32 protein-coding genes are annotated in these 24,731 nt (G+C 47.8%); 13 read left to right on the plus strand and 19 right to left on the minus strand.

Going from position 1 to position 24,731, the window contains the following annotated elements; translation table 11 throughout:
• Nucleotides 1-2 precede the first annotated feature (2 nt).
• The 12 genes from BN161_RS18425 (at nt 3) to BN161_RS18485 (ending at nt 10,145) form a co-directional block, all read left to right on the plus strand.
• Nucleotides 3-359 carry a DUF3876 domain-containing protein gene (locus BN161_RS18425; RefSeq protein ID WP_032936879.1) on the plus strand — a complete coding sequence of 119 codons (357 nt, stop codon included), beginning with the start codon at nt 3-5 and terminating at the stop codon, nt 357-359.
• The gene (locus BN161_RS18430) at nt 356-985 is read left to right on the plus strand and encodes a DUF4141 domain-containing protein (protein WP_004288758.1); all 630 of its coding nucleotides are present in this window, start codon (nt 356-358) and stop codon (nt 983-985) included. The genes BN161_RS18425 and BN161_RS18430 overlap by 4 nt, the downstream gene beginning before the upstream one ends.
• Before the next feature lie 2 nt (nt 986-987).
• Nucleotides 988-2,001: a conjugative transposon protein TraJ gene (gene traJ / locus BN161_RS18435; protein WP_005802642.1), complete on the plus strand. Its 1,014-nt coding sequence runs from the start codon at nt 988-990 to the stop codon at nt 1,999-2,001.
• Nucleotides 2,002-2,123: 122 nt separating this feature from the next.
• A complete protein-coding gene (gene traK / locus BN161_RS18440; RefSeq protein WP_004288760.1) occupies nt 2,124-2,747 on the plus strand; it encodes a conjugative transposon protein TraK in 624 nt (207 codons plus the stop codon).
• 249 nt (nt 2,748-2,996) lie between these two features.
• Nucleotides 2,997-4,304 carry a conjugative transposon protein TraM gene (gene traM, locus BN161_RS18450; protein WP_044269125.1) on the plus strand — a complete coding sequence of 436 codons (1,308 nt, stop codon included), beginning with the start codon at nt 2,997-2,999 and terminating at the stop codon, nt 4,302-4,304.
• A 50-nt stretch (nt 4,305-4,354) separates the two neighbouring features.
• Nucleotides 4,355-5,269: a conjugative transposon protein TraN gene (gene traN / locus BN161_RS18455; protein WP_008777983.1), complete on the plus strand. Its 915-nt coding sequence runs from the start codon at nt 4,355-4,357 to the stop codon at nt 5,267-5,269.
• The gene (locus tag BN161_RS18460; protein WP_044269129.1) at nt 5,266-5,853 is read left to right on the plus strand and encodes a conjugal transfer protein TraO; all 588 of its coding nucleotides are present in this window, start codon (nt 5,266-5,268) and stop codon (nt 5,851-5,853) included. Before traN ends, BN161_RS18460 begins: the two co-directional genes overlap by 4 nt.
• A 20-nt stretch (nt 5,854-5,873) precedes the next feature.
• The gene (locus tag BN161_RS18465; RefSeq protein WP_004288765.1) at nt 5,874-6,332 is read left to right on the plus strand and encodes a DUF3872 domain-containing protein; all 459 of its coding nucleotides are present in this window, start codon (nt 5,874-5,876) and stop codon (nt 6,330-6,332) included.
• Nucleotides 6,329-6,808, plus strand: a complete 480-nt coding sequence (locus BN161_RS18470; RefSeq protein WP_007838806.1) for a glycoside hydrolase family protein — start codon at nt 6,329-6,331, stop codon at nt 6,806-6,808. The genes BN161_RS18465 and BN161_RS18470 overlap by 4 nt, the downstream gene beginning before the upstream one ends.
• 218 nt (nt 6,809-7,026) lie before the next feature.
• Nucleotides 7,027-8,613: a type VI secretion system tube protein TssD gene (tssD, locus tag BN161_RS30650; RefSeq protein WP_008777981.1), complete on the plus strand. Its 1,587-nt coding sequence runs from the start codon at nt 7,027-7,029 to the stop codon at nt 8,611-8,613.
• Between the two features lies 1 nt (nt 8,614).
• Nucleotides 8,615-9,205, plus strand: a complete 591-nt coding sequence (locus BN161_RS18480; protein ID WP_008777980.1) for a hypothetical protein — start codon at nt 8,615-8,617, stop codon at nt 9,203-9,205.
• 1 nt (nt 9,206) lies between these two features.
• Entirely contained in the window at nt 9,207-10,145 is a 939-nt protein-coding gene (locus BN161_RS18485; RefSeq protein ID WP_008777979.1) for a LysM peptidoglycan-binding domain-containing protein, read from the plus strand.
• 337 nt (nt 10,146-10,482) lie between these two features.
• Here the strand turns inward: BN161_RS18485 and BN161_RS18495 are convergent, their stop codons facing one another.
• The 8 genes from BN161_RS18495 to BN161_RS18530 form a co-directional block, all read right to left on the minus strand.
• A complete protein-coding gene (locus tag BN161_RS18495; RefSeq protein WP_052356326.1) occupies nt 10,483-11,337 on the minus strand; it encodes a hypothetical protein in 855 nt (284 codons plus the stop codon).
• 119 nt (nt 11,338-11,456) lie between these two features.
• Entirely contained in the window at nt 11,457-12,611 is a 1,155-nt protein-coding gene (locus tag BN161_RS18500; protein WP_044269136.1) for a hypothetical protein, read from the minus strand.
• Between the two features lie 26 nt (nt 12,612-12,637).
• The gene (locus BN161_RS18505; protein ID WP_007838810.1) at nt 12,638-13,519 is read right to left on the minus strand and encodes a hypothetical protein; all 882 of its coding nucleotides are present in this window, start codon (nt 13,517-13,519) and stop codon (nt 12,638-12,640) included.
• A gap of 12 nt (nt 13,520-13,531) precedes the next feature.
• The gene (locus BN161_RS18510; protein WP_036630502.1) at nt 13,532-14,767 is read right to left on the minus strand and encodes a hypothetical protein; all 1,236 of its coding nucleotides are present in this window, start codon (nt 14,765-14,767) and stop codon (nt 13,532-13,534) included.
• 12 nt (nt 14,768-14,779) lie between these two features.
• Nucleotides 14,780-15,538 carry an N-6 DNA methylase gene (locus tag BN161_RS18515; RefSeq protein ID WP_007838813.1) on the minus strand — a complete coding sequence of 253 codons (759 nt, stop codon included), beginning with the start codon at nt 15,536-15,538 and terminating at the stop codon, nt 14,780-14,782.
• Nucleotide 15,539: 1 nt separating this feature from the next.
• A complete protein-coding gene (locus BN161_RS18520; RefSeq protein WP_044269140.1) occupies nt 15,540-16,346 on the minus strand; it encodes a DUF4121 family protein in 807 nt (268 codons plus the stop codon).
• Nucleotides 16,333-16,611 carry a hypothetical protein gene (locus BN161_RS18525; RefSeq protein ID WP_032936852.1) on the minus strand — a complete coding sequence of 93 codons (279 nt, stop codon included), beginning with the start codon at nt 16,609-16,611 and terminating at the stop codon, nt 16,333-16,335. Before BN161_RS18525 ends, BN161_RS18520 begins: the two co-directional genes overlap by 14 nt.
• A gap of 281 nt (nt 16,612-16,892) precedes the next feature.
• A complete protein-coding gene (locus BN161_RS18530; RefSeq protein ID WP_005858685.1) occupies nt 16,893-17,183 on the minus strand; it encodes a DUF4120 family protein in 291 nt (96 codons plus the stop codon).
• A gap of 330 nt (nt 17,184-17,513) precedes the next feature.
• Between BN161_RS18530 and BN161_RS18535 the strand changes: the two genes are divergently transcribed.
• A complete protein-coding gene (locus BN161_RS18535) occupies nt 17,514-17,858 on the plus strand; it encodes a hypothetical protein (protein WP_005802669.1) in 345 nt (114 codons plus the stop codon).
• Nucleotides 17,859-17,918: 60 nt separating this feature from the next.
• Here BN161_RS18535 and BN161_RS18540 read toward each other — a convergent pair whose 3' ends face one another.
• The 11 genes from BN161_RS18540 to BN161_RS18590 all read right to left on the minus strand — a co-directional run bounded on the left by BN161_RS18540 (nt 17,919) and on the right by BN161_RS18590 (nt 24,687).
• Complete coding sequence (locus tag BN161_RS18540; RefSeq protein WP_005802670.1) at nt 17,919-18,629, minus strand: hypothetical protein; 711 nt, start codon at nt 18,627-18,629, stop codon at nt 17,919-17,921.
• A gap of 1 nt (nt 18,630) precedes the next feature.
• Nucleotides 18,631-19,332, minus strand: a complete 702-nt coding sequence (locus BN161_RS18545) for a hypothetical protein (protein ID WP_044269148.1) — start codon at nt 19,330-19,332, stop codon at nt 18,631-18,633.
• A gap of 10 nt (nt 19,333-19,342) precedes the next feature.
• Nucleotides 19,343-20,362 carry an LPD29 domain-containing protein gene (locus BN161_RS18550; protein ID WP_044269213.1) on the minus strand — a complete coding sequence of 340 codons (1,020 nt, stop codon included), beginning with the start codon at nt 20,360-20,362 and terminating at the stop codon, nt 19,343-19,345.
• A gap of 13 nt (nt 20,363-20,375) precedes the next feature.
• Nucleotides 20,376-20,585: a hypothetical protein gene (locus BN161_RS18555; RefSeq protein WP_005802673.1), complete on the minus strand. Its 210-nt coding sequence runs from the start codon at nt 20,583-20,585 to the stop codon at nt 20,376-20,378.
• On the minus strand, nt 20,561-20,860 hold the full coding sequence (locus BN161_RS18560; protein WP_033572540.1) for a hypothetical protein: 300 nt from the start codon (nt 20,858-20,860) through the stop codon (nt 20,561-20,563). The genes BN161_RS18555 and BN161_RS18560 overlap by 25 nt, the downstream gene beginning before the upstream one ends.
• Nucleotides 20,857-21,456: a hypothetical protein gene (locus BN161_RS18565; protein WP_005858692.1), complete on the minus strand. Its 600-nt coding sequence runs from the start codon at nt 21,454-21,456 to the stop codon at nt 20,857-20,859. The genes BN161_RS18560 and BN161_RS18565 overlap by 4 nt, the downstream gene beginning before the upstream one ends.
• Before the next feature lie 47 nt (nt 21,457-21,503).
• Complete coding sequence (locus BN161_RS18570; protein WP_044269152.1) at nt 21,504-22,001, minus strand: DUF4313 domain-containing protein; 498 nt, start codon at nt 21,999-22,001, stop codon at nt 21,504-21,506.
• A 50-nt stretch (nt 22,002-22,051) separates the two neighbouring features.
• Nucleotides 22,052-22,303 carry a hypothetical protein gene (locus BN161_RS18575; protein ID WP_005634966.1) on the minus strand — a complete coding sequence of 84 codons (252 nt, stop codon included), beginning with the start codon at nt 22,301-22,303 and terminating at the stop codon, nt 22,052-22,054.
• A gap of 69 nt (nt 22,304-22,372) precedes the next feature.
• Nucleotides 22,373-23,260, minus strand: a complete 888-nt coding sequence (locus tag BN161_RS18580; RefSeq protein WP_044269158.1) for a hypothetical protein — start codon at nt 23,258-23,260, stop codon at nt 22,373-22,375.
• A 3-nt stretch (nt 23,261-23,263) separates the two neighbouring features.
• Complete coding sequence (locus tag BN161_RS18585; protein WP_074435165.1) at nt 23,264-24,391, minus strand: hypothetical protein; 1,128 nt, start codon at nt 24,389-24,391, stop codon at nt 23,264-23,266.
• Nucleotides 24,392-24,411: 20 nt separating this feature from the next.
• Nucleotides 24,412-24,687 carry a hypothetical protein gene (locus BN161_RS18590; RefSeq protein ID WP_007838828.1) on the minus strand — a complete coding sequence of 92 codons (276 nt, stop codon included), beginning with the start codon at nt 24,685-24,687 and terminating at the stop codon, nt 24,412-24,414.
• Between the last annotated feature and the right edge of the window lie 44 nt (nt 24,688-24,731).

Consider the following 24,731-nt stretch of genomic DNA (forward strand, 5'->3'; position numbering starts at 1 on the left):
TTATGAGAAACAGACCCCTTATGAGGCTGGCGGTATGTCTGATAAGCATGGCCGCCATGATATTGCAGAGCTGTTCGGAAAGCGGTATCGACCGCGACAAGATCTGCGGAACGTGGACCAGCGTGGAAGGCAGACCTGACGTGCTGGTATACAAGGAAGGAGAATGCTATAAGGTGACGGTGTTTTCCCGTAGCGGGAGAACCCGAAGGCTGAAGCCGCAGACTTACCTGCTGGTGGAAGAAAACGGAAACCTGTTTGTCAATACGGGCTACCGTGTCGATGTGTCCTACAATGAGGCAGCCGACGTGCTGACATTCTCACCGGGCGGAGACTATGTAAGGAAGGAGGAACGGGCATGAAGGCAAGAACGCTTCTGATCGGAACGGCATTTGTACTGGGCGTTACCGGAGCACGCGCCCAATGGGTGGTGACAGATCCCGGCAATCTGGCCCAAAGCATCATAAACATGTCGGACAATATCGCCCATACCTCAAAGACGGCAGTCAATACGGCAGAAAGCTTTGCCGAGACAGTAAAGATCTATGAGCAGGCCAAGAAATATTACGACCAGCTGAAATCGGTCAACAACCTGATACAGGATGCCCGCAAGGTGCGTGACATCATCCTGATGGTGGGCGACGTGTCCGACATCTATGTAACCAACTTCGGCAAGATGATGAACGATGAAAACTTCTCACCGCGCGAACTGGACGCCATCGCCTTCGGTTACACCCGCCTGCTGGAAGAGAGCAACGGCGTGTTGCAGGACCTGAAACAGGTTATCAATGTCAGTACCCTGTCCATGACCGACAAGGACCGTATGGACGTGGTGGACAACTGCTATTACGAGATGCGCCGTTACCGCAACCTTGTGAGCTATTATACGAACAAGAACATAGCCGTAAGCTACCTCAGGGCCAGAAAGAAGAACGACCTGGAACGTGTGATGCGGCTCTACGGGAATGAAACCTCCAAATACTGGTAGCCATGATGCCGTTGTCGATAGATTTTGCCAACCTGCACACCATACTGGCAACCCTGTATGACGAGATGCTTCCCCTTTGCGAGGACATGATGGACGTGGGCAAGGGACTTGCCGGACTGGGTGCGTTGTTCTACGTTGCCGTCCGTGTATGGCAGTCGATGGCACGTGCCGAACCGATAGATGTCTATCCCCTGCTGCGTCCCTTTGCCATAGGCATCTGCATCCTGCTCTTTCCCACGCTGGTGCTCGGCACGCTGAACAATATTCTCAGTCCCATCGTGCAGGGCACACACAAGATGCTCGAAGGACAGACGATGGATATGGAACAGTACCGGATCCAAAAGGAGGAACTGGAAAAGGAGGCCATGCTCCGCAATCCCGAAACAGCATATCTGGTAAGTGACGAGGAGTTTGACCGTCAGCTGGATGAACTGGGCTGGTCAACCATAGATACCGCCTCCCGGCTGGGCATGTATGTGGAAGTCGGGATGTATAATCTGGAAAAGAAAATCCGGGACGCATTCCGCAGCCTGCTGGAGCTGATATTCGCAGCGGCATCGCTGCTGATAGACACCGTGAGGACTTTTTTCCTGGTCGTACTCTCGATACTGGGACCGGTAGCGTTCGCCTTCAGTGTATGGGACGGATTCCAGTCCACGCTCGGACAGTGGTTCACGAGATATATTTCCGTTTACCTGTGGCTTCCGGTCAGCGACCTGTTCAGCACCCTGCTTGCCAAGCTTCAGGTACTGATGCTTCAGAATGACATTCAGGAACTGCAGAACAATCCGGACTACTCGATAGACAACTCGAACAGTGTCTACATCATCTTTATGCTGATCGGGATTATCGGATACTTCACCGTGCCTACGGTAGCAGGCTGGATAGTGCAGGCAGGCGGTGCCGGAAACTTCAGCCGTAACCTGAACCGTACGGCCACCAAGACAGGCGGTCTTGCAGCCGGAGCAGGCGGTGCCGTATTGGGGAATATCGGAGGCAGGCTGAGGGGCAAATAAACCCTGCGGAGCCTCCTTCCCATGAGTCGGGCAACCCAAGATGACGGGTCCGGTGACTTGTCGGAACGGGATGTTCCGTCATACCGGAAATATTTATTCATTCAAACCAGACATCAAAAAAAATGGAATTCAAGTCATTGACAAACATTGAGAGCAGCTTCAAGCGCATCCGCCTGATGCTGGCGGTCTTTGCCTGCTGCTGTGCGCTCGTTACCGGATATGCGCTGTGGAGCTCATACCGCTTTGCCGAGAAGCAACGCGAGAAAATCTATGTGCTTGACGGGGGCAAATCGCTGATGATGGCCCTTTCGCAGGACCTCTCACAGAACAGGCCTGCCGAGGCGCGGGAACATGTAAGGCGCTTTCACGAACTGTTTTTCTCGCTCTCACCCCAGAAGGATGCCATCGAGCACAATATCAACCGTGCCCTGCAACTGGCAGACAAGAGTGCCTATCACTACTATGTGGATTTTGCCGAAAGAGGGTATTACAACCGCTTGATTTCAGGCAACATCAACCAGGTGGTGCATGTGGACAGCGTGGTGTGCGACTTTGCCGCCTACCCTTACAAGGTGCGGACATACGCCCGGCAGCTGATTATCCGTGAAAGCAACGTGACCGAGCGCAGCCTCGTAACTTCCTGCTCGCTTCAAAACACAGGACGTTCGGATGACAATCCCAACGGATTCATTATCGAGCAGTTTACCGTGCTGGAGAATAAGGACATAAGAAGTGCGGAACGATGAGGGGAAAACGCGGATTCTTCGGCCATGCGGACAGCCGGGTACGGCTGTTCTGCCGGCGGCTGACAGGAAAGCAGCGCATCCTTCTGGCAGGCACGGCCTCGTTCCTGCTTGCTGCCTCCTGCCTGTACTCGATTCTCTCCTGTGTATCCCGTTTCGGGGAGCCGGGCCAAAGACCGGCAATGGGACATATCCGTTCCGTCGTGTTCCGGCCGGAAAGAACAAGAAACATTCATTCAAACATCCATAAACATGAAAATGGACTTTCAGAAAATCAGGGAACGGCTCGGAGTGTCAAATGACAAGCCGCTGACTCCCGAAGAGAAGCGCCGGCGCGCAAAGTATATTGTCTATCCGTTTTTCTGCCTGCTGTGCATGGGGTTCCTCCTGCTGGTATTCAGCCCGTCGGAAAAGGAGAAGGCGGAAATGGAAAAAGGCAAGGGTTTCAACGTGGAGATGCCTTCACCGGAAGATTCGGAAATGGAGGGCAACAAGGTAAGCGCCTATGAGCAGGAAGCACTGGCAAAAAAGGAAAAATGGCGCAGGGGAACCTTCCAGGAAATGTCCGAACTGCTCAACAAGGACGGTCAGGATACTGCCGGTCTTACCGCAGGAAAAGCAAACATGGAACTTCCGCCGGAACCGGAAAAGGGGAAAGCCCCCGGCTCCATCCGTTCCTCTGCAGAAGCCTACCGGAATATGAACCGTTCGCTGGGCACTGTATATACCCGGAATGAAAATCAGCCAAACGCCGATCTGCTCCGACGTATTGAGGATCTGGAAAAAGAAAGGAAGCCGGCGGAAGAACAGGCGGAAGGCCAGACCCTGGAAGAAAAGATGGCTCTGCTGGAAAAGTCCTACGAGCTGGCTGCCCGCTACAATGGGAAAGAGCCGGATGCTTCCTCTACAACAAATGCCCCAAACAGCCGGAAAGAACGGACGGCTGTCCGGCCTGTAAAACGGGTACAGAACCGGATGGTGTCATCACTGGCCCAGCCTGCAGGCAATGAAGACATTGCTTCCGGATATGCAGGCGAGAGAAATACCGGCTTCCACACCCCGGTAGGCAAAATGCCATCTTCCGGCAGGAATACCATCGCCGCCTGTGTGCATGGCACGCAGACCGTATCTGACGGACAGGCACTGCGTATCCGCCTGCTTGAGCCGATGGCAGTGGACGATCTCCTTATCCCAAAAGGTACGGTACTGGTCGGCGGCACACGTGTCGAGGGGGAACGGATGGGAATCCTGATCGAGACAGTGGAGTACAGGGGCACGCTGTTCCCGGTGGAACTCGAAGTGTATGACGCTGACGGGCAGCAGGGAATCCTTGTACCGAACTCGATGGAGTATGATGCCGCACGTGAGATTGCCGCCGGCATGGGCACCTCTATAGGAAGCAGCATCAATATCTCAACGGATGCCGGAGCGCAGATTGCCTCGGATGTGGGCAAGGGGGTGATACGGGGTGTGTCACAATATGTGGGCAAGAAGATGCGCACGGTGAAAATTACCCTGAAGGCCGGGCACCGGCTGTTGCTGCATTCTCCTGAAAAATGAAGGAGGAAAGGAAATCAACCATTTATTCACCAATCAACCAAGAAACACACATGAAGAAGATTCTGATGATGCTTGCCCTGATTGCGGGCACAGTGGCTGCATACGCGCAGCAGAGCAGCGGGGATTATTATGAAGGACTGAGCCGCAAGATCGGATTCAGCCGGATGATTCCCCCGCACGGTCTGGAAATCACATATGACAAGACCGTACATATTATTTTTCCCTCTCCCGTGAGATATGTGGACCTGGGTTCGCCCAATCTGATAGCGGGCAAGGCGGACGGTGCGGAAAATGTGATCCGTGTGAAGGCAACCCGGAAACATTTCCGGAGCGAGACAAACATGAGCGTAATTACCGAAGACGGCAACTTCTATACATTCAACGTCAAGTATGCCGACGAGCCTTTGCTGCTGAATGTGGAAATGTGCGACTTCATCCATGACGGAGAGGCCGTGAACCGTCCGAACAATGCAATGGAAATCTACTTGCAGGAACTCGCCGGGGAGTCTCCCCGTCTGGTACGGCTGATCATGAAATCCGTGTATGAACAGAACAAACGCAAGGTCAAGCACATCGGCTGCAAACGGTTCGGAGTGCAATATCTGCTTAAAGGACTTTATGCGCACGGCGAACTGATCTATTTCCATACCGAAGTGAAGAACGCCACGAACGTGCCTTTCGATGTGGACTTCGTGACCTTCAAGATCGTGGACAAGAAAATCATGAAACGTACCGCCATGCAGGAACAGGTCATCTATCCGCTTCGTGCCTTCAACTATGTGACCCGTGTGGACGGAAAGAAGAACGAGCGGACGGTGTTTGCCCTGCCCAAGTTCACCATTCCTGACGACAAGAAGCTGATAGTGGAAATGTATGAGAAGCAAGGCGGCCGGCATCAGTCCTTTGATGTGGAGAATGAGGACCTGGTACGCGCAGAAACCGTCAATGAACTGAAAGTCAGATGAACGCCATGAAAAGAAACTCCCTCTTTATTATCCTCCTGCTTGCCCTCTTTACGGGGCAGGCAGAAGCCCAACGCCGTCTGCCGGGAATGAAAGCCGTCCGCTTCACCACTGAAATGGCCGACGGATTTTACAGCCGGGCAAACCGTCACGATGCAGGCTATGCCTTCTCGCTGGCTGTATCCACCTGTACCGGGAGCGGAAACCAGTGGATGTTTGGCGGTGAGATGCTGAAACGTAACATCCCTTACCGGAGTACGCATATACCCTTGTCGCAATATACGGGGGAAGGCGGTTACTACCATACGTTCTTTTCCACCCCCGGCAAGTCCTTCTTCCTGAACCTCGGCGCTTCCGCCCTGTTGGGCTATGAGACCGTGAACGAAGGAGACCGGCTGCTGGATGACGGAGCCGTTTTGCAGCAATGCGAATCTTTCATCTATGGCGGCGCGGTAACGCTGGAAGCGGAAGGCTACCTGTCCGACAGGGTTGTCCTGCTGGTGCGTCTGCGTGAGCGTTTCGTGTGGGGCAGTGCCTCGGGGATCTGCCACTTCCAGTATGGAATCGGAGTAAAATACATTTTCTAACCTTAAAAGAATACATACCCATGAAAAGAAAAATCCTTGATTTTATGCTGACAGCCTGCTGTATGGCATTCTCCTTTCTTGGTCTTGTTGCTTGTGACAATGAGCTGGATATCAGACAGGAATACCCGTTTACGGTAGAAACCATGCCGGTAGCGGATGAGATTACCGATGGGGAGACTGTGGAAATCCGGCTGGAAATCAAGCCGGAAGGGAACTTTGCCGGAACCGTCTATACGCTAAGGTATTTCCAGCCGGACGGCAAGGGCAGTCTGAAGATGGAGGACGGAACGGTACTGAAGCCCAATGACCGTTATCTGCTGAACGAATGGAAATTCCGTCTTTACTATACTTCGCAAAGCGGCAAGGAATCCCAGACCATAGACCTCTATCTTGAAGATAATTGGGGGAATCTGCAACAATTGACATATGATTTTAATGGAAAGGATACGGATGAAGAAAATAACAAGGAGGCTGCATGAAAAGAATACCGGCTGTTATGATCTTTCTGTTACTTGTCTTGTACGGCAAGGCGGAAAATCCCCCGTCTGACAAAGATAAGGCGGTAGCCTGCATCAAGCGGTGGGAAGGCTGGCACCGGGGGAAAATGCCTTACATCGGTTACGGACACCGCCTGCTTCCCCACGAGACGCTGACCGAGAACCTGAGTGAGGCACAGGCAGACTCACTTTTGAGATGCGACCTTGAACGGTGTTTGAAGGTATTCCGAAAATATGGGAAAGACTCGCTTCTTTTAAGTCTGTTAGGCTTTAATGTAGGCTGTTACCGTCTGATCGGCAACGGCAAGATACCTAAAAGCAAACTGATTCAGAAACTGGACAGCGGCAACCGGGATATTTACAGGGAATATGTATCGTTCCGCTGTTATCGGGGGAAAGTCATTCCAAGCATAGAGAGAAGAAGAAAAGAGGAGTTTGAACTGTTCTATATTCCGTAGATTGCTTGCTGATAAAGGTTTGGTTGTTACGAGACGACCGAACCTTTTTTATTTGTCCGGCATGTTACATCCTGAACAGGTGTTGTATTTTAATGTAACCGAAAGACATAAAATGTGTTATTGAGCATATGGTGCATAAAAAATGCTCCTTGAACATTGTCTTTCTTGATTTTTTGCTAAGTTTGAGATGTAATATCAAATGCATAAAACAAGTCGTCATGAATTCAGAAATAATATTGGAAATAAATGGCTACAAATGCAATCTACTAAAGTATAAATACTGTTTTTCCCGTAATATAGACCGTGAAGGAAGACCTGTAACAGGAGTGTTAGGAGGAAACATATATATAGAAATGGAATCTAATGGCAGCAATTGTATTTTGGATATGATGCTTGTTGATACGGACCGGCAGCGTTCCGCTTTCTTTTCTCATGCAGAACCTTTTCCGGTTTGGGGGAAGATACTGCATAGCATAGACGATATGATGTTTCGTGAACTTGCTTTTGATGAAGCGTATCTTTATTATCATGAGGAGAGTATGAGTGCGGAGGGAAAAGCTCCTATGATTACTCGTTTCCTCATATCTCCTACACGGTTGGATATTAACAGAACTATTCGGCTAGATAGGCGGATAAATACTACAGACGGATTCTGGTGGGAGGAATATAAGGAGGAAAATATAATATATTCCCCAGCTCAAAGCGCAATAACACTTAAAACAGAAGTTGCAGAAATAGAAATTGTAACCCCATTATTAATTAATAAATACACAAACAAAAAAGGATTGGAATATAGTCAATCCTATAAACTGAGAGTTAAAAGTTATACAAATGGAGTTCCTGAATCAAAGCATGAAATAAAATGGGAGTATAGTTATATTTCCAATAATGGAGATGTCGTTATTGGCACATTTGAAAAAGAACACAATAGAGGTGAACTTATTGACTTTAAAGTATCCAACGAAGATTTAATAGGTACTATAATTACGTTCTATGCCTATATAGCAGACAAAAATATGGGAGGAAAATGTAGTGTGTATGTAAATCCTTTGTATTACTACAAAGGAAGAAAAGAGTGGGGAAAATTACAATCGGAAAGAAAAGATGAAAATTCACAATTTTCTGCACATGGTCATAAATTATCTCTTCAAGATTTATTAAAAAATAAGAATGCTGATTTTTGGGCTAAAAGTAGAATGAGGGATTTGGATAAACTAACAGAAAAAGCTGTTTTAGACCATTATAAATGTATAAATAATTTAGTTCTTTCTGATAACGATAATATAGAACAAGTCGTTACAAATAATTTTATAACAGGAAAACAAACTACTTTGAGCTTTGATGAACATTCTATTCTTTCAAAAAAGCTTCATTCTGTTCCAAGTTTTCAACCATATTTTCAAATGTATTTAAATGTAATAAAAGGATTAATAGTAAAAAATAAACTTGAAGTTGTTAATGGTGAACAAATAAAAAAAGAATTTATTATTAGAGGTAATCAAACAGGAACACCTAACTTCTCAGTTAAAAGTGAAATCTATTCTTATGATTACTATGGTATATTTGGGGGAACCCAAAAGATTGTAGTAGATATAGAGGTAATTCAGTTTTCCCAGCATAAGTTCCTTTTAAAAACAAAAATGCATATAAAGGATTGGTATGGCTCTGATTGGGAAGATATAAATGGTATAGCAATAAAGCCTTTGTTTTTACAATGTTTTTTTTGGCTACAACATCATTATAATTATCATCCTTTTGAGACAGAAGTGGTTTTTGTGTCAAATGATATTATTGAAATAAAGTAAAATGCGAAAAAAAATATTTTTTATAATTGCAATCATTCTTATTGGATTTATTGTTATTGAAAAAAATATCCAAATGACCAATAATATTAAGATATATAATGTAGGTGTAGATAGTTGCTGCACCTACTTGATAAATAATTTTGTTGATAATGAAAAGCTCTTGCATTCGATATTAGAAGAATTGAATAATAGTAAATATCCTGTCAATTCTTTTATAACGAACGAAGAATCTGCAAGTTATTCAGATGGATTAGTTTATACTGATGGGACAAGTGATTTATTGTATTTTAAAAAGCACCATGATAAAACAGATAAATTCTTATTTGTCAGTTTGTTTTTGTTAGAAAGAAATAACTTTGATTTGCAGATGAAATTTTATACAGACAGTTGTGCTATTTATCGTGGTACTTTTGAAGAATTAAGTGTTAATGTGTTAAGATGCTCTCTAAATAAAATAGAGTTGGATAAATTTGAAAGAAATCATAACAATTTTCTATATAAGTTTTGCAATACAAAGGGAAAGTGTTTAGAAGTATCATATATGAATTGGGGGGAATGTTTTAGCTTGCATTTAGTTGATAACAATAAATAGTATGAGCCAATACAATAATATTTTTATAAGCAGAGAAGATTTTCTGGATTATAAAACAAAAGGAATTCCGTATACTGGATTTGTAATAGGAGAAGGGTATGCTTTTGTGCAATATCAGGATTATTACGAGGATACAGATGGAACAGTCATAGATATGAATGACAATATATTGCCATACCAAATATGCATACCTAACATTGTTCAAATCCAATGCATTGATACCTCAAAGGAAATGATAAAAAAAAGCCTCAGAGGGCTATTTAGCAAAAATGGATGCGCAAGATATGTAGTGTGTGAAGGAGATACCTTAGCATATATTGCAGAAATGTTTGATGTTACCGTTGAAGAATTAAAAAGATGGAATGATCTGTCAAGTGAGTATTCTATATCCGCAGGACAAAGATTATTAATAATTGACATAACGGAAAGAAGGATTATAGATATACCACACACAATAGATAATGGAGAAATTAAAAAAGCTGGAGCCTTGACTTCTCTTGAATTTTGGTTGGATTCACCATCCGACACTTTTCTTGAAGGCATAGGTAAAATTCTTGTCAATACAGCTTATAGTAAAATAAACTCACCATTAGTTTTTTTTACGGGGCGTACTTTAGCAGGAGCAAGTCAATTATCGGAAGAACGGTTTGGGGCTTTTTTGGATATAATATCGCTTCCTCTTTTTGGAGGGGTTAAAGCCATTGGCTTTTGTGGCAAAGTAGGAAAAGGGTTGATAAATGGATATAATCCGTTTTTAAAAACGAAACAATATAAGATGTATAAACCTTCAGGCAAAGGTTGGCAAAAAGAAGCAAGCAAAAAATTCAAGCAGGCAAGAGAACATTACATAATGCATGTCGAAAGTAAAAAATTTTGGAACGATATGGGTTATGGAGTCAGTATATGGAATGAATATTCAAAAGACAATAATAATGATTGATATTGTAGGACTGGAAAGTATAGGCAAATATATTATTTGGCTATGGAGTAAATATGTAAAACGAAAACATATACCTTATATGGACCTTGAGTTTCATTATCCCAACTATCTCTTTATAGTACTGGGAAGTATTGTATGTGCCATTATATTGGGCATAGCAATTGCCTATTTTTCAATTAAATAAGGAAATGACCCCAATTGCCATATTAGATGCAGATTTCCAAAGCGGGCAGAATCAAGAATCGGGAAGTGGCTAAAACAGAAACGCCACAGGTATGATGTGATATACATCCCCTTGTGACGTTTCTGTTTTTTAAGATGTAGTTGTCTGCTGTTCTTACTTTTGAAGCAAGTATTCCCCTATTGAATGATACCGGTCTTTGATTGTGGCATTTTCATTGAATCCATTCAGACAATGGAGCAAGGCTTTCTCCAAAGTGGTGTATCTGCGGTTAAAACATTGCGGATTGTCCAGGCAATAGGCATTCAAGGCATATCTGTATGGGGCATATTCAGGATTATCCTCTTTTGTGATTTTCACATGCCAAGGAAAGTGTATCCGCAGAGTGAATGACCGTGTTTCCCCTTTTGTAATCCGTTCCTCTTCCTCCAGCATTTTTTTCACGAGGGACCTGTCCAGCAACGGATATCCATATTCCCTGTAATGTTTGATATGGCAGCAATACTCCGTTGCGTATTGCTTCAATTCTTCCGGTCTTATACCATAGTGCTCCCCATAGAAAAGCAGCACTTCCCGGCCTGTTACGATAACGGGCTTTCCGTCCGCTTCATGTTTAAATACCTGCCGTTCCATCTTTTCCCTGTCTGTCAGCAAGGCAAAACCGAAACATTCCGTAAGGGTGAAACTTTCCCTGCCGGGAACGGACAGCCCAATAAGCCTTTCCAATGTGTGGCAGTAAAAGAAAATACCGTCATCGGCCATACCGGTGTCCGGTGAAAGCATAATTCTTACATCCTTGACCTGACCGCTGTCCCTTTGGACAATCCGGCAATTCGCGTAATGTGGCTCACAAGCATTCTCTTTCTTGAACCTGTGGTATTTCTCCAAAATTTCGTTCCGGATTTCCTCCTTGTCGGTCAGGGCAACTCCCAATCCGCAGTTTTCGCACCACCCGTAATAAAAAGCTTCGTCCGTGAAGTGGTCGAACCCTTTTGTGTTGGGGTTTACCATTGCCTCACACCTGACATTGGCCGATCCGCATCTGCTGCACACTATATTATTTCCCATTGTTCTTCTGCTTTACGGGCGACTCACGGCCGCCCTTGTCATACAATTCGGTTGTTATTCTCTCAATTTATCTTTACCCGGTTCATCAGCTGTCCCGAAATTTCATGCAGTTCCCGGCAGCGTTCCGGCTGCTGTTCCCTTGCAAAGGCGGTGATTCCCTGTGTCAGTTTCCATAGCGTGGCCCCGCCTGTAACTCCGTCGTCAGGATTGTTGTTCATCAGCAGTTTCTCGACCTCACGTCCCTCGTTTTTCAACAAGGCTCCTTTCTGCACCAGATTCTTCAGTTCCTTGTCGAAATCCACGTCTATCTCCGATGCTCCTTGAATTTCGATGGCCTTCTGCATGATGGTGTCTTTGCTGTACAGTCCTTTGGTCAGGTCGGAAACAGCCGATACGGTGGTCTGCGTGTCCAGTTCGTAGGTCTTTTGGGAGAGGGACAGGGATTCCGGCAGTCGGCCTCCAAGGTGTATCTGCCGCATGACGGACTCCCTGACCATCCCGTTCAGGCACGCCCCGTTGAGCAGGAACGACCGCATATCGACCGATCCGTTGCCATAGTCGGATGTGGAGAAGCGTGCTCCTGCGAAGATGATGACCGTTCCGTTCTTACGGGTGGGTATCTCTATCGGAGTGGGCAGGATTGTCTCACACCATACTTTCGTGTCGTTCATATAGGCATCGGACACGACCGCTCCCTGTCCTCCCGCCTCACGGATGAAAGCGGTCAGGATATCCACCGAGTTCAGCCGACGGTAGGAGTCCGACAATACGCCCCGGACTTCCATTCCTACCGCCCGTATCAGTACCCGTGTACGCTCGGTCCATCCCGAATGCTCGTTCAGGATGGTGGCGCACAACTGTTTCTGCCAAACATCCCCGGCAGAAAGCTCGCGCAGGTATTTGGCGGGAATGCCCATCTTCTCCGAAATCTGGCTTATGGCGTTGCCGTGCAGGTTGAAGTTCCCTTCGGGCATTGCCATCTGTACCCTTCCTTCCGCTTTGAAAGAGATAACGGGGCGTTCCTTGCTACGTTGGCTTACCCCGATGGGAGCGATGAAATCCTGCGCGATCCGTCCCTCACTGAGCAGACGGTTGATGGTGTCCATGACACCACCTTGCCTGCCTTCTATCATCCGCTGTACCTTGTTAATGACTACCTGGTTGAGGCCCTGCTGTTTCTGTACCGATACAGCTGCCGGCATTACTGTTGTTTCCATAATACTATGTTTTTAATGTTGATGAATCAGAATTTATTCTTAGAGCTTGTCTTGGTTGTTTTAGTATGTCCCATGTATTTTTCTTCTGACAAACGGATATAATCCTCTTCGCTATATCCGGTCAGCCCGAACAGTTCATAATATCCGGGGAAAGTTTTTTTTCCCGCTTCCGGTATATGCATGCTGGTTCCCTTGTGGCAGCAGATGATATGCCGGACAAAGCGGTAACACTTGCAAAGATCAGCCACGACGGTATATTCGTTGTCCGTATGAGGTTCGTAATATCCACAGGAAAGATTGATACAGGATACTTCCAGACCGTTTCTTTTCAAAGCCGCCACATCTGTATTCAGTCCCTGTGCCGGCTTGTAGCCGTACTTCCGGACATCTATAGCTGAAATGAACTCGTTGGAGCAGAGCTTCATCCCATTGATTTGTGTTACCATATCCCCGTTCCCTTTCCGGTCACACTGAATCACGAAACGGCAATCGGAAAAGAAGGACATATCGGCATGGCTGCTGCCTATGCATCCCACCTCCTCCTGTACGAAGAAGGCACATTTCACCGTCTTGCAATCCTCCAGGCATTTCAGGCAGATCCAGATGCCGTTCTTGTCATCCGCACCGATTCCGGTCATCCGTTTACGCTTGTGATCATAGCCGACAATCATCGAGTCCGCCACAAGATGGGCTGCATAAGAGCCTGTCTTGCGCCAGTGTACCTCATCCATGTGCGCCACGACACAGGGGTAGCTTTCCCGGTTGCCTTTGACCGCATAGATGTTTCCGTACCTGTCTTGCCGGAAAGGAATCTCCATCTTTTTGAGTTCCTCTATGATGAATTTAGCCATCTTCCCCTCTCTGCCAGAGGGGGAAGAAATGCCGTAAAGAGCCATTAGTTTTTCCATGATAATGATATTTTAGGAAATGAACAATTTTTCGATTTGCAGGTATCGTCTGAATTCCGGTACGGGACGCCCTTTACGAAAGAGAAAAGACGGATATTTCTTTCCTTTATATTCCACTGATAATCCTTTCAGGACTTTCCCAAATACGGTAGATACATAGTACATATCCTGACAGTTCTTGCAGAATGCCGCATCCGGGAAGATATGTATCTTCCCGCATTTGGGACATACATATTTTTTCCTGTTTGCACACCCTTCCGTGCTCCGGCAGGTGGCTATGCTCGTGTCGCCCTCCGTATTTCTCAGTTCCAGGTTACCGTCCGTCAGATGGAGGCTGTAGAACGTGTCGAGGTAAGGCACCCCTTTCTTGTGCCACCTGCAGGCGGGCACTTTCACCGTCAAAGAAACCTGTATATTATCTCCGGCCGCCCATTCCTGCCCCTCAATGGGATTCAGTACGGTGAAATCCGTTGTATGTGTATAATCGTTGTATCTGCGTCGCAACAGGATACCTGCCTCCTGCGCCTGCTTGCGGATCAGTTCGATGACGAATGCGTGTGAGGAATAGATACGATCCAGCAGGGAGGCGGCAATCGGTGTGTTTATTGATTTCCACAATGTTATCTCGTTCCATACAATGGCCCGTCCGACCACATTGCTGCTGTCATCCCTTGCCACGAGTATTTTGGCTCCTGCGAAATTGGCATAGAAATCCGCTGCATTACGGGCCTTGTCTTCATATCTCATACAGGAGTTGTGCAGGCTGGATTCGCTACCGTCAGATATGGGACTATAGTTGCTTTCCAGATAAGCCTCCATAAAATCGTTCATACTGTCATGCAGTCTGATTGTGACCTTGCTGTCCAGTGAGATGGCGCTGCAGAAATAGTTGATTTCATCGGGCTGGTACGGTCCTAGATTTTTGAACAGCTCGATAAACGTGGACGGTTCCAGATCTGTCCGGTTCTCCGGAAACCAGGGCGCCTGCGGATTGTTCCGGTCCGGGAAATTGGGATGGCCCAAGTCTTTGTTGCATGCCGTGAACACGATCCGGATTTTCTTGAACGTGCCGGCTTCCGTCCGTTTGCGTTTGGTGGAGAAAAAATTGTAGGACCCCCGTATGACTTCTTCCACCGGTACGTTCTTTTTTACTTCCGAAAGGATATCTTTGGCTATCACACTTCCGTTTTCCGCCGCATGGGTCAGGCGGGATTTCAATTCGTTGCTAACATTCAGTTTCATAATCATTCGGTTTATTGTTTATAAATTCTGTTGTTTATATGGCAATTGTTTCTTGCCAGGCTGCATTTGGCGCAATTTCTCTTTCCGCTTTCTGAGCAGGTCAACGGACATGTTCCTGCTTGTCCGATATTCCTCCTCACTCATCCGGCGAATGGAGGGAATGCCCGTCCGGGTCAGTGTATGGTTTACCATCCAGCCGTCCATGAAGTTTTCGGGGCAGAGGCTGTCATGGTGGATGACCTCACCTATGCAGCCATGTACGAGCATGTTGCAAACGGTCATCAGGCAACAGGTACGGCTGACATCCTCTGCAACCAGATAATTACCCAGGTGGCGTACATGATATGCCAGCAGCAGCCTTCCGCTTCCGCATGTCGGGTCACAGATACGTTTCCCTGTCGCTGTCTCCCCCGAATCGGTACATAAGACCATCAGGTCGCAGATATCCGGCGGAGTGAAGAACTGTCCGTTCACCTGCCGACCGCTTTTGGAGGATATTGCCATGAAGAGGTCACCGAACGCATCAAACCATCCGCCGGATTGCAATTCCCGCTGCATGAGCCGTATCCATCCGGTAAGCATTTCCATAAAATGCCTGTTCTGCTGCCGTTTGTATTTCCAGTCCATAAGGGGCGGTGCGCCGGGAGAGAACCCGTGAATGACATAACGCAGGAAATCGTTGAAAACGGATATCGGATCGTAGCCGTTCGAATAGGCGAAATCACAGACCATTTTCTCAAGCGGACGTATCGTCTGCGGTGTGTTGTATGGTACCATATTACTCTGATTTTTTATAGATTGTTACTATATGTCTTTTATGGTCAGTCTGTATCCTGACGGGAGAAATGCCAAGGAAAGAGAGATGGGTGTCCGCTTTCAGCATGTTCCATTCCCATGCAGGAAGTTCCTTCCATTCCATACGGTATGCCCAGAGTATGAACAGACCGGGACGGAATCCGTTGAAAAGCTTTCCGTGCAGAATCCCGGCCAGCCGTTCCAGTTCTTCCCGCGAGTAAAGGGTGAATGCCTCATTCCGATAGACAAAGGCATCAGCCGGTTCAATATCCGGCTGACACTCGATGAGGTATCTCGTCCATTCTTTTGTGGTGTACTTTTCGTACAGAGGATCGGGTTCCGTGTATTTCCATGCCCTGACGAATGTGTGGAAGAGGACGGCACCGTTCCTGTGCCTTCCGGTATGCCCCCACATCCGGAACTGTTTGCTGCGTATGCCATCGGGAATCAGCAATTCCGGACCGGTTGTAACCCAAGGGCCTCCTTCGGTATTGTAACCGGTACACTTTTCATTTTCATGGCAAAAAGGTGTCTGTGGGAGAAGGCAGATATGAACTTCCCGGTCATCGCCCCTTTCAATGTGTGCCTGCGGATAATAGTCACCGCCACGGGTGATATAAGTGACAACGTCTCCTGCAGTCGGTAAACCGACTCTTTCCCTGTCCTCCCGCATCCTTGAAATCAGCCGGTTCACCTTCTCCACATCACATTCCTTTATGGAGCAGGCACACCCTTCATGCCTGTTGAGCAGAGTCAGACTTTCCAGGTCATAAAAATTACCGTACTTCATATTGAGATCGTTTTTGTTGATACAATTTGACCTGACGGGTAACCATGTCGCAGAACTTCTGTCCGTTCTCCTTCTCGCTTCTGAAATAGGCAATCATGTCCCAGAGATTCCGATTGAAGTAGCCGGTCCATTTTTCGTAATAGTGACTTCCATAGACCTTTCCGAACGTTTCCTCGAAAAGTGCAGGAGTCAGCCCTTCATCCCCGTGGTGGTTGTATTGCCACAGGGAGACAAGCAGCAGCTGGTTATAATCCAGTGTTTCCATATCTGTTCTTTTTTAAGTAAAACATCGGCCTACATGGGTAGGCATTTTTATTTCTTGATGTCTTTCCAGTCTGTTTTCCGGGGATTGCGGCAAGGCTTGGCGAAAGAAAATACCGCAGCGAAGCGAGGATGATTTTCTTTCAGCCAACCCAGCCCCTGAAAGGGGCCGCCTTGCACAATCAGCCCGGAAAACGGCTATCTTTACAGCAAGAAATGAAAAAGCAGACCTCGGATTCTCTGTTCTGAAGTCTGCTTTTCGTCCATTGTCGAGTCTCATGTTTTTCAGGTATGTATCTGCCATCCGTGGAACGGCTGCAATGTTACGGCAAACGACCTGTCAGGTATTCCATGATAGAGCAGACCTCCCACGATACCTGTCCTTCCGTCGGGATAGTGCTGTGTGAAGCCGAACGAGTACGGGGCATGGTCATAGTAGAGTGAGATTTCGCAGGGATAATCAGGATTCCCTTCCCAACTCTTCAACCGTTCCAAGCACTTTTGAAGTGAGGTGTCACCAATGGATTCGGCATAGCGCTTTACGTTCTCGAAATGTTCTTCATTCAGGATTTTCATAACTTTTGTATTTTTATCAGTTAAACACGTCGGGCTCCGGGAGCCGGTATTTTTATTTCTCGCCTGCCTGACAGTCCCGTGGCCGTACCCGCAAGGTTTGGCGAAAGAAAATACCGCAGCGAAGCGAGGATGATTTTCTTTCAGCCAACCCCGCAGGGGCCTGACCTTGTACGGGTACACAGGACACGGGACTACCTTTGCAGGGTGGGAAATAAAATATACGGTTGTTTTCTGTTGTGGGATTTTGTGTGGATTCCTTAGATAATCTTCCTGATTTGTTCGCCATTGCCGGACAAATGCTGTATTTTTGCAATTTCTAATTTCAGGATTATGGAAAACTATGTAAAGAAAGCGGCGGATGCTTTCCTTGTGGAGCGTCCGTACGGTATGCGTGTGGATTACAGGAAGAAAGGATTCGTGCTGTTTAACCGTAACCTCAATGTGTTGGGAAATGCGGAACAGACCCGTCTGGAAGAACTGCCTCTGGAGCGGTTCAATGTGGAGGAGATTCCGTTGGAGGGTGAAGTCGTGGAGGAACACGCGGGATTTACCGATGTATTCTTCTATACCGATCTGACCAATCCCTATGCCGGATATGTACTGAATTTGCAAAAGCTTAAAGCCTATAACCGGTTGATGTTTCCGCTGGCAATGGCGCTGAACCGTGAATTGTGAGGCTGGAAGCCGGTAGCGGTAACAGCTGCATGGAGCAGACCGTTACCGCCCCGGATTTAATTATTTGCCCTCTTTTTCTGTTATGAATGCCAGATAGACGGACACGGCCTTATGGCATCCGGTAAAGTCCGGAGTCCGGCAGCCCTTGATTTTCCGGAAACTGACGGTTCCGTTCCTGTCAATGCCCCTCACATGCCTGTTGAATGTCCCTTTGGTTCTGATATGGATGTCAAAACCGTCCCTTCCGGTGATTTCAAGGAACATTTCTCCCGTGATCCGTTCCCCGTCCAGGAATTTCTGTTTCTGTTCATTGAGCAGCCGCTGATGTTGCTCTTCCTGCACTCTGCGCTCTTCCGCCTCTTTCTCCTTCTGCTCCCTGCGTTTCTGCTCCTGTATTCTTTTATATTCCTCACGGGCTTGCACCAGGGGGGTGGTGTCAAGTCCGAGAGCTTCGAACACGCGGACGGAGATCAAATTGACGAAGGCTCCTCTTTCCGCACTTTGAAGCGTATCCGCAATCCAGTTTCTGCAATAGGTGGCGGCTTCCTCTCTGCAACCTTCTCCCTTGAGGAACCGGCGTGAATACTGCCCGCTGGAGAAATAAACGTTTTCAATCCGGCAGACCACATGGAAACAGTCATCGTCTTCATTCCCGTATTCGTTCTTTCTCGACAGGGAGAGATATACATTCTCCGCGTACGGCTCCAGTTCCATATAAGGAGCCACGACGGTATTCCCATCAGACTTGTACTTGAATACTTTTGCTTTCATACTATCGTTCAGTTTGTCGGTTGTTGCATATTTCATCTATAATCTCTTTCCCGCTTCTTTCACCCTTCAGGAAGGCAAGGAAGCGCCTCAAAAAGAGCCGGGCACAGTCAGTTCCCAGCTGGAAGCTTTCACCGTCTTTGGTAGCACATACCGCAAAACGCCCCAGTCCGAAACTGTCCTGTTGCGGTACGATGTGGTAAGACAAGTCCTCGCTTGCGTTGATGTGCAACCCACGACGGAAAACATAGAAAGTTTTCGGGGTTCTTCTGTCGGTATCGATTTCCATACGCTTGTAACCGTGATGTTCCAATAATCGGCCCAGTTCCCTGTTTGTCGGAATTGTATGTCCGATCCAGTCCGGCCAGCTTATATTTTCTATTGTGTGTCCGTAATTGTCATATAATATGTTGAACTGTTCCTGGTATTCATCGTAAAATTCCCCGTTCCCGTTGCACATTTCCTCCAACGCGATGCCGTTTTTACGGACAAGGGCAAGGTCGCCCAGTCCGCACGCGATTTCATTGAGCAGCGTGCGTTCCTCATCCCTGTCCTTTGCCGTTCCGTAAATTCTAAGCCGGGAATATCGGTGTAGCGCCGAACGGGACGGCATATCCAGTTTTTCCCATATTCCATCGTTTCCTATAGCCTGTCTGGTGTTTCCCGGAAGTCCGTACCACCACTTGTCCAAATTGTTTGTATCCATAATTTCTGAATCAGATTGTTTTCAAATTCTGTTTTGAGTACCATGCCTGATACGCGGCGGCATACTCCTGACGTTCCCGTTCCAGGGAATTTCTCATTTCAGGGGTGTACCCGAGCAGGCGGATGTATCCTCCGTTATAGCCGGTGGGTTCGCACTTTATTCCGGCTTCCTCCAGTTTGTCGATGCGTTTTTGGGCCATTTTTGCGCTTGAATATTCCTTCGGCCAAAAATAGACTTCGCCCCGTGAGCCGAAACAGTCTTCCCCCAGAATTATTTCCCCGGCATACTTCCGGCTTTCGATGATGCCGAAACGCACTTTGCCCAATGCCCGGCGCATTGCCTTGTGTGCCGGACCTTCCGGATGCTTGAATACCTCCGGCTTGTCTTTGCTGCCGAGTTTGGGCGGTTCCACCTTGTACGGCTGTTTGTAACTTCCGATTCCGAGCGTCAGGTAAAAGTTGGTATGAAAATAGTCCGTCATGGGGGCGCTGTCATCGAAATTGTACGACATGATGAAATCGCAGATATTCATCATTACATCCTTTGCCCTGTCCGTCAATGATTTGTCTGAAGCGATATGATGGTGGTTGACATCGCCTTGAACTTTTCCGGACTCTTTGGTGAACGCCTCGAAATCCGTTTTCATCAACCGGATATGGATGGAGTGGTAATTCTCCCGTCTGGCAGAGAACTTGTATCCCGGATAGGTCTCCTTGAGCCATGCCCGTACCAGTCCCACGATTTCCGGAGCGTGCTGCCCCTTGTAATTGCGGCCTTTCCAGCGGTATTCGTTATACATATACCCGGTGTATTCCTTTGCCGTGGCTCCCGGATAGTCATATTCATATCCGGTTGAGGTCGAGGGAATATCCGGTTTTTCTTTCCAAGCCTCAAAAAGCCTTCCAAACTCGGTGGTCACCTGTTGCATGATTGCGGTGTCACCACCCTTGTCCGGGTGGTGCTCCAATGCCAGCCGGCGGTATTCTTTCTTCAAGTCCGCCAGAGAGTGTATGTTCTGAAAATAAGTCATAGCCATAAGTTTTTTATGCCCCTGCGAGGCGGTTGATAAAATATTCCCGGTAGTCAAGGTCAAGACCGAGGTTGAGACAGGCCGTTTCCATGTCATCTTCTCTCAGGTCGTCCGCCTCCTGCAATTCGCGCAGGTACCGTATTTCGGAGTCCAGGTATTCCTGTGCTTCCGTTTGACCGCAACCGCATGAGTTGCAGATCAGACTGATAATGTTTCCCTGCATGCTGTTTGATTTTTTATGTTTCTGTTCCTGTTTCTGAGGCCTCGTCCGTCATATATCGAGACGGCCCGTTCCACCAGAATCCTGCGGTTGTCTTCCGAGAGTTCCAGGTAGAACCGTTCCGCCGCGCCGAATGTGCCCTTGTCTGTCGCCACGCACCATTTTTTCCAGAAATGCGGGTACATGCCGCCATACACGGCTTTGCATTCCTCCTCGCTCCAGGCGTTCCACATGTAGTAGAAGAAACTGGAAACGGTATTTTCCGCTTGATATTTCATGGTTCTTCTATTTGTGATTCTACATTGTTTGTTTCTCTCAGTTGATGCCACACAGCCTCATACATCTCATGAAGCCAGTCTATGTTCTTTGCGCCGAGTTCAAACGGGCTGTGACACTGCACCTCGTCACCGCTTTCTTTCTCTTCGGCAAGGACGGTCAGGCTGTCCGCCGTTACCCGGAGTCCTGTCACCCTGCATTCATATGGTTCTCCGTTCTTGCCAAACCATATCACCCAGACCGGATCATAATCCTCTTCCGGAAGACGAATTTCTTTCATGCAGTGAGCATGGAGCAACTGCCGTATCGCGTCGATGATGTCCCCCCGCAGTTCCTTGATCCTGCCGCTGAAATCAACGGCTTCTGACGGTAAACTTCCTTTTCCGCCTCTTTCCTGCAAGGAGAGAATCCGCGTGTCGGGATGGATACAGAAATCCCACTCCAACACTTCATCGTCATCGCGTGTCGTGTGGATATCGCCGCCCAAAACAAGACCGCAATCGTCATTTACCATTCTTTTTGCTTCATCGCGGTCTTCTGCCGCTACCGTGTAAGTGCCCTCGAAGGAATACCTTACTCTTATGTCATATCTTTTCATGATTCTTTCCATTTGATTGTTGATACCAGATTCATTGCCCGGAAGGATTACCGGATATTCAATATTGCGCTAAAGGCATGTGGGTCAAGCCTGTAAAACGTCGGAAGGTTAAGTGTGACCATCGGGTAGCTTACCCAGCCGCTCTGACGTTTATAGCCTGTATCCTCAGCCAATTTGTTGGACAGAAGGAACTCCATGGCATCAGGATTGTTGTTGATGTCCACGAATGCCCTGTCAGGCAGTGAGAATGCCGCCTTATCTTCCAGGTTAACCGTCAGGACCGTGTATATCTCATGGGTCACGGGATCTTTCAGAGACAATGCCGGCCAGCCGTTATGGTACATTTCAATCACGATTGAGAGACGGCTTTCCTGATATAGGAAAGTTTCTTCCATGGACGGATGGTCGCATTTGACAATTTCAAAATCATCCTCCCCTTTGGTAAATGTCACCATCGGATAGGATACATCGACAAAACATTCCTCTTCCCGGTAACAGAGATGTTCTTTTCCCTCTGAACGGATTATAGCCAATCGGGTGTTCATATTCGTAACTGGTTTTAAAATTATTGACTTGCAAGTTAATTGGCCGGAATTCACCTGCCTGTTTCTTTAAACGTGTGATTGTCACCGCCTGCGGACATTTGGGAGAGTTGCTGTCTCACCGCCTTGATTTTCCCGATCAGTTCGTCCTCCCTTCGGAATGAGGGGGTACATTTGGTACGCCTCATCCCGGCTCCCCAGGGGATGCCGCCGCATACTTTTCTCAGGCGTGCCTTTTCGCTTTCCAAGGCCGACTCCAGACGGGCCAGCCTGCGTCGCAACGATTCTTCGGTCACAGTTCTCATGATCTCATTGTTTTTTTAGTATGGTGACGGATCGGAAAGATAGTCACCATACCGTCGTTATGTGTCACGTTATATTTTAGCTTTTTCCCTTTTGATGCCTCTCAGGACGTACAACAGGTGTAGGAACAGCTCCCTGTCGTAAATCCGGAAGAAGAACGGCTCGCCTGTTTCCCTGACCGTTCCGGTAAACGACACGGACTCCCGGTTCACGGGATATTGGAAGAAGTTGCCGTTTGCCAGCAGGGTGTGCTTTTTCTTCATCACTTCGCCTAGGAACCTGTCCATATCGTCGTTTCCCTCATAGCCGGAGAAGTAGAGGAAATGATGACGGCGCAGGCTTCGCAGGATTTTGGCGGTTTCCAGCCTCACATCCCTGCCTGACGATTCGTCCGTTCCTCTCATCAGGTTGCAGATGAACTTTTTCTCGCCATTTATGTCAAGAAACAGATAAGGAACTATAATTATAGAGGCATGCCGTGCGTGGTTGGAGATGACCATCGGCTTTTCTTTCTGGATGTCTCCTTTGAAGGTAATGTTCCGGTAATGGTTGTCCATCTGCCGTTCCAGCTCCTTCCTTGGCGTGGTAACGGAGCGGAGTCCCGTGAAGTAGCGTCCGCCCGCCCGGAAGCAGAACCGGTAGATGTCCGCATGATAAGGCTCTCCCAGGAAAAAGAAATTCCGGGTATGGCGGATGGGGGGCAAGACATCCATGTAGTCGAAATATCTTTCTTCCGTAATCTCACTGAACGGGGCGCAGAGGGATTGCAGGTGGATGCGTATCATCTTGCGGACGGTATTTCCGGACACGGCTGTGAGACACGGGTTCTTTTCCCTGTCTCTCAGTTCCTCCAGTGTCTCATGGTGGTAGTCGCCGTGTATTCCGTCAGACATGGTGGTCACGCAGCTGCCGTCAAAACTGCGTGAATCGACTACGAATTTCAGTTTGTCGTTATTCATGGTTCAGATGTTTTGAAGGTTCAACACTCTTTTGGCGGCACTGAGGGCATTGGAGGTGAGCTGCCGTTGCCATGCCTTGTTTCTGGGTGACCAGCGGAATCCGGAGGATTTCAGTTCCTTGCGTCTGTTGTCTTCGGGAATCCTGTCAAACAGGATCTGAAGGCGGTCTTCCCCATAGTTCCATACAAGTGTCCCGCCCTCGAACGGCACTTCCTTGTTTTCCCGGCTTTGCATCGCTTTCAGCTTTTCGCGCATCCGTTCCGCCAGTTCCGGCAATTGAAAGAATTTGTTTCTCGGTGTGATGACGGGTTTCTTCACCCTTGCGTTATATTCGGAAATGAAGTCCACGGCCCTACGGACGATTTCCACTTCCCCGTGATTGGCCAGGGTGGATACCTTGTTCAGGATGCTGCTGACAAACAGGGCACGGCTATAGCCCCGGCATTGTCCGGTATCAATCCCGTGGATGGTATCGGCACTGCTCTTGATGTCGCGTTTGAGCGTCTGCCATGCCTTTTCCTGTTTCTCTTCCTCCGGTCGTGCGGCTTCCTTTTTCCGTCTGACGGTTTCAAGAACTTTTTTCCGCCAATTGCGGAATTCTTCGTAACGGTTCTGATAGCTTCTGTTCGTTTTTTCCTGCCTGTAGTAATCAAATCCGCTCCGTCCCGTCACCATCGGGTTGGCACAGCGGGAGAGGACCGAGAGCTGGGCGGACAACTTCTGCCGGTAGGCGGCGATGTATGTATCCCGTTCCTCTTCCGGCATGAGTTGCAGGTCGTTGTGCAGCTCCTCTCCGTAAATCATGATGTCCGTCTCGCCGCGAATCTCCGGATTGAAGGAACTCCAGGCGTATGCGTCGCAAGCCTGTTTCCACATATCATCCAAATAGGCAGGATGTTTGAATGCTACGGCTTCCCAGTCTTTGAAGTCCTTGGAATGCAATTCATTGTGATCTTCCGGATTTCTGTACAGGTGTACATAGTTGCCCGTTCCATGATGCTCCTTTCTGAAATGGAACGGTACGGGGGGATAGTCCGTACCTTTTTTTCGGATCATCGTGACCCTGTGTGCATTCTCTATGGTAAGGTCTGCTACTTGCTCTTCGCAGACCTTTGCTGTTGTTTCATTCATAATCATTACTTTTTTAAATGTCAGCCGTAAATCATTTCTTCCAGTTCATCGTCCGTCAACAGGCGGATCTCTTCGTCCGAACAATAGTAAGCGATTTCTTCGTCCAAATCGAATGCTGCCGGATCAAGGCTTCTGATGCCATCCAGCAGTTCCTGTTCTAGTCTTTCTACGGAAACCAGATAGTTCCCATCTTTGCCTTGCACTTCCCGTGCAGGATAGCTCATTTCCCGATAAACCAACATCGTCATTTCCGGATTGGCTTCCTGCTGTCCTTTGCTTGTCGTCTTTCTGTTCATACCTTTATTTTTTTAAGTTTGACATGATCGGCTCCATGGAGCCG

The sequence above is a fragment of the Bacteroides timonensis genome, from assembly GCF_000513195.1.
GTDB lineage: Bacteria > Bacteroidota > Bacteroidia > Bacteroidales > Bacteroidaceae > Bacteroides > Bacteroides timonensis.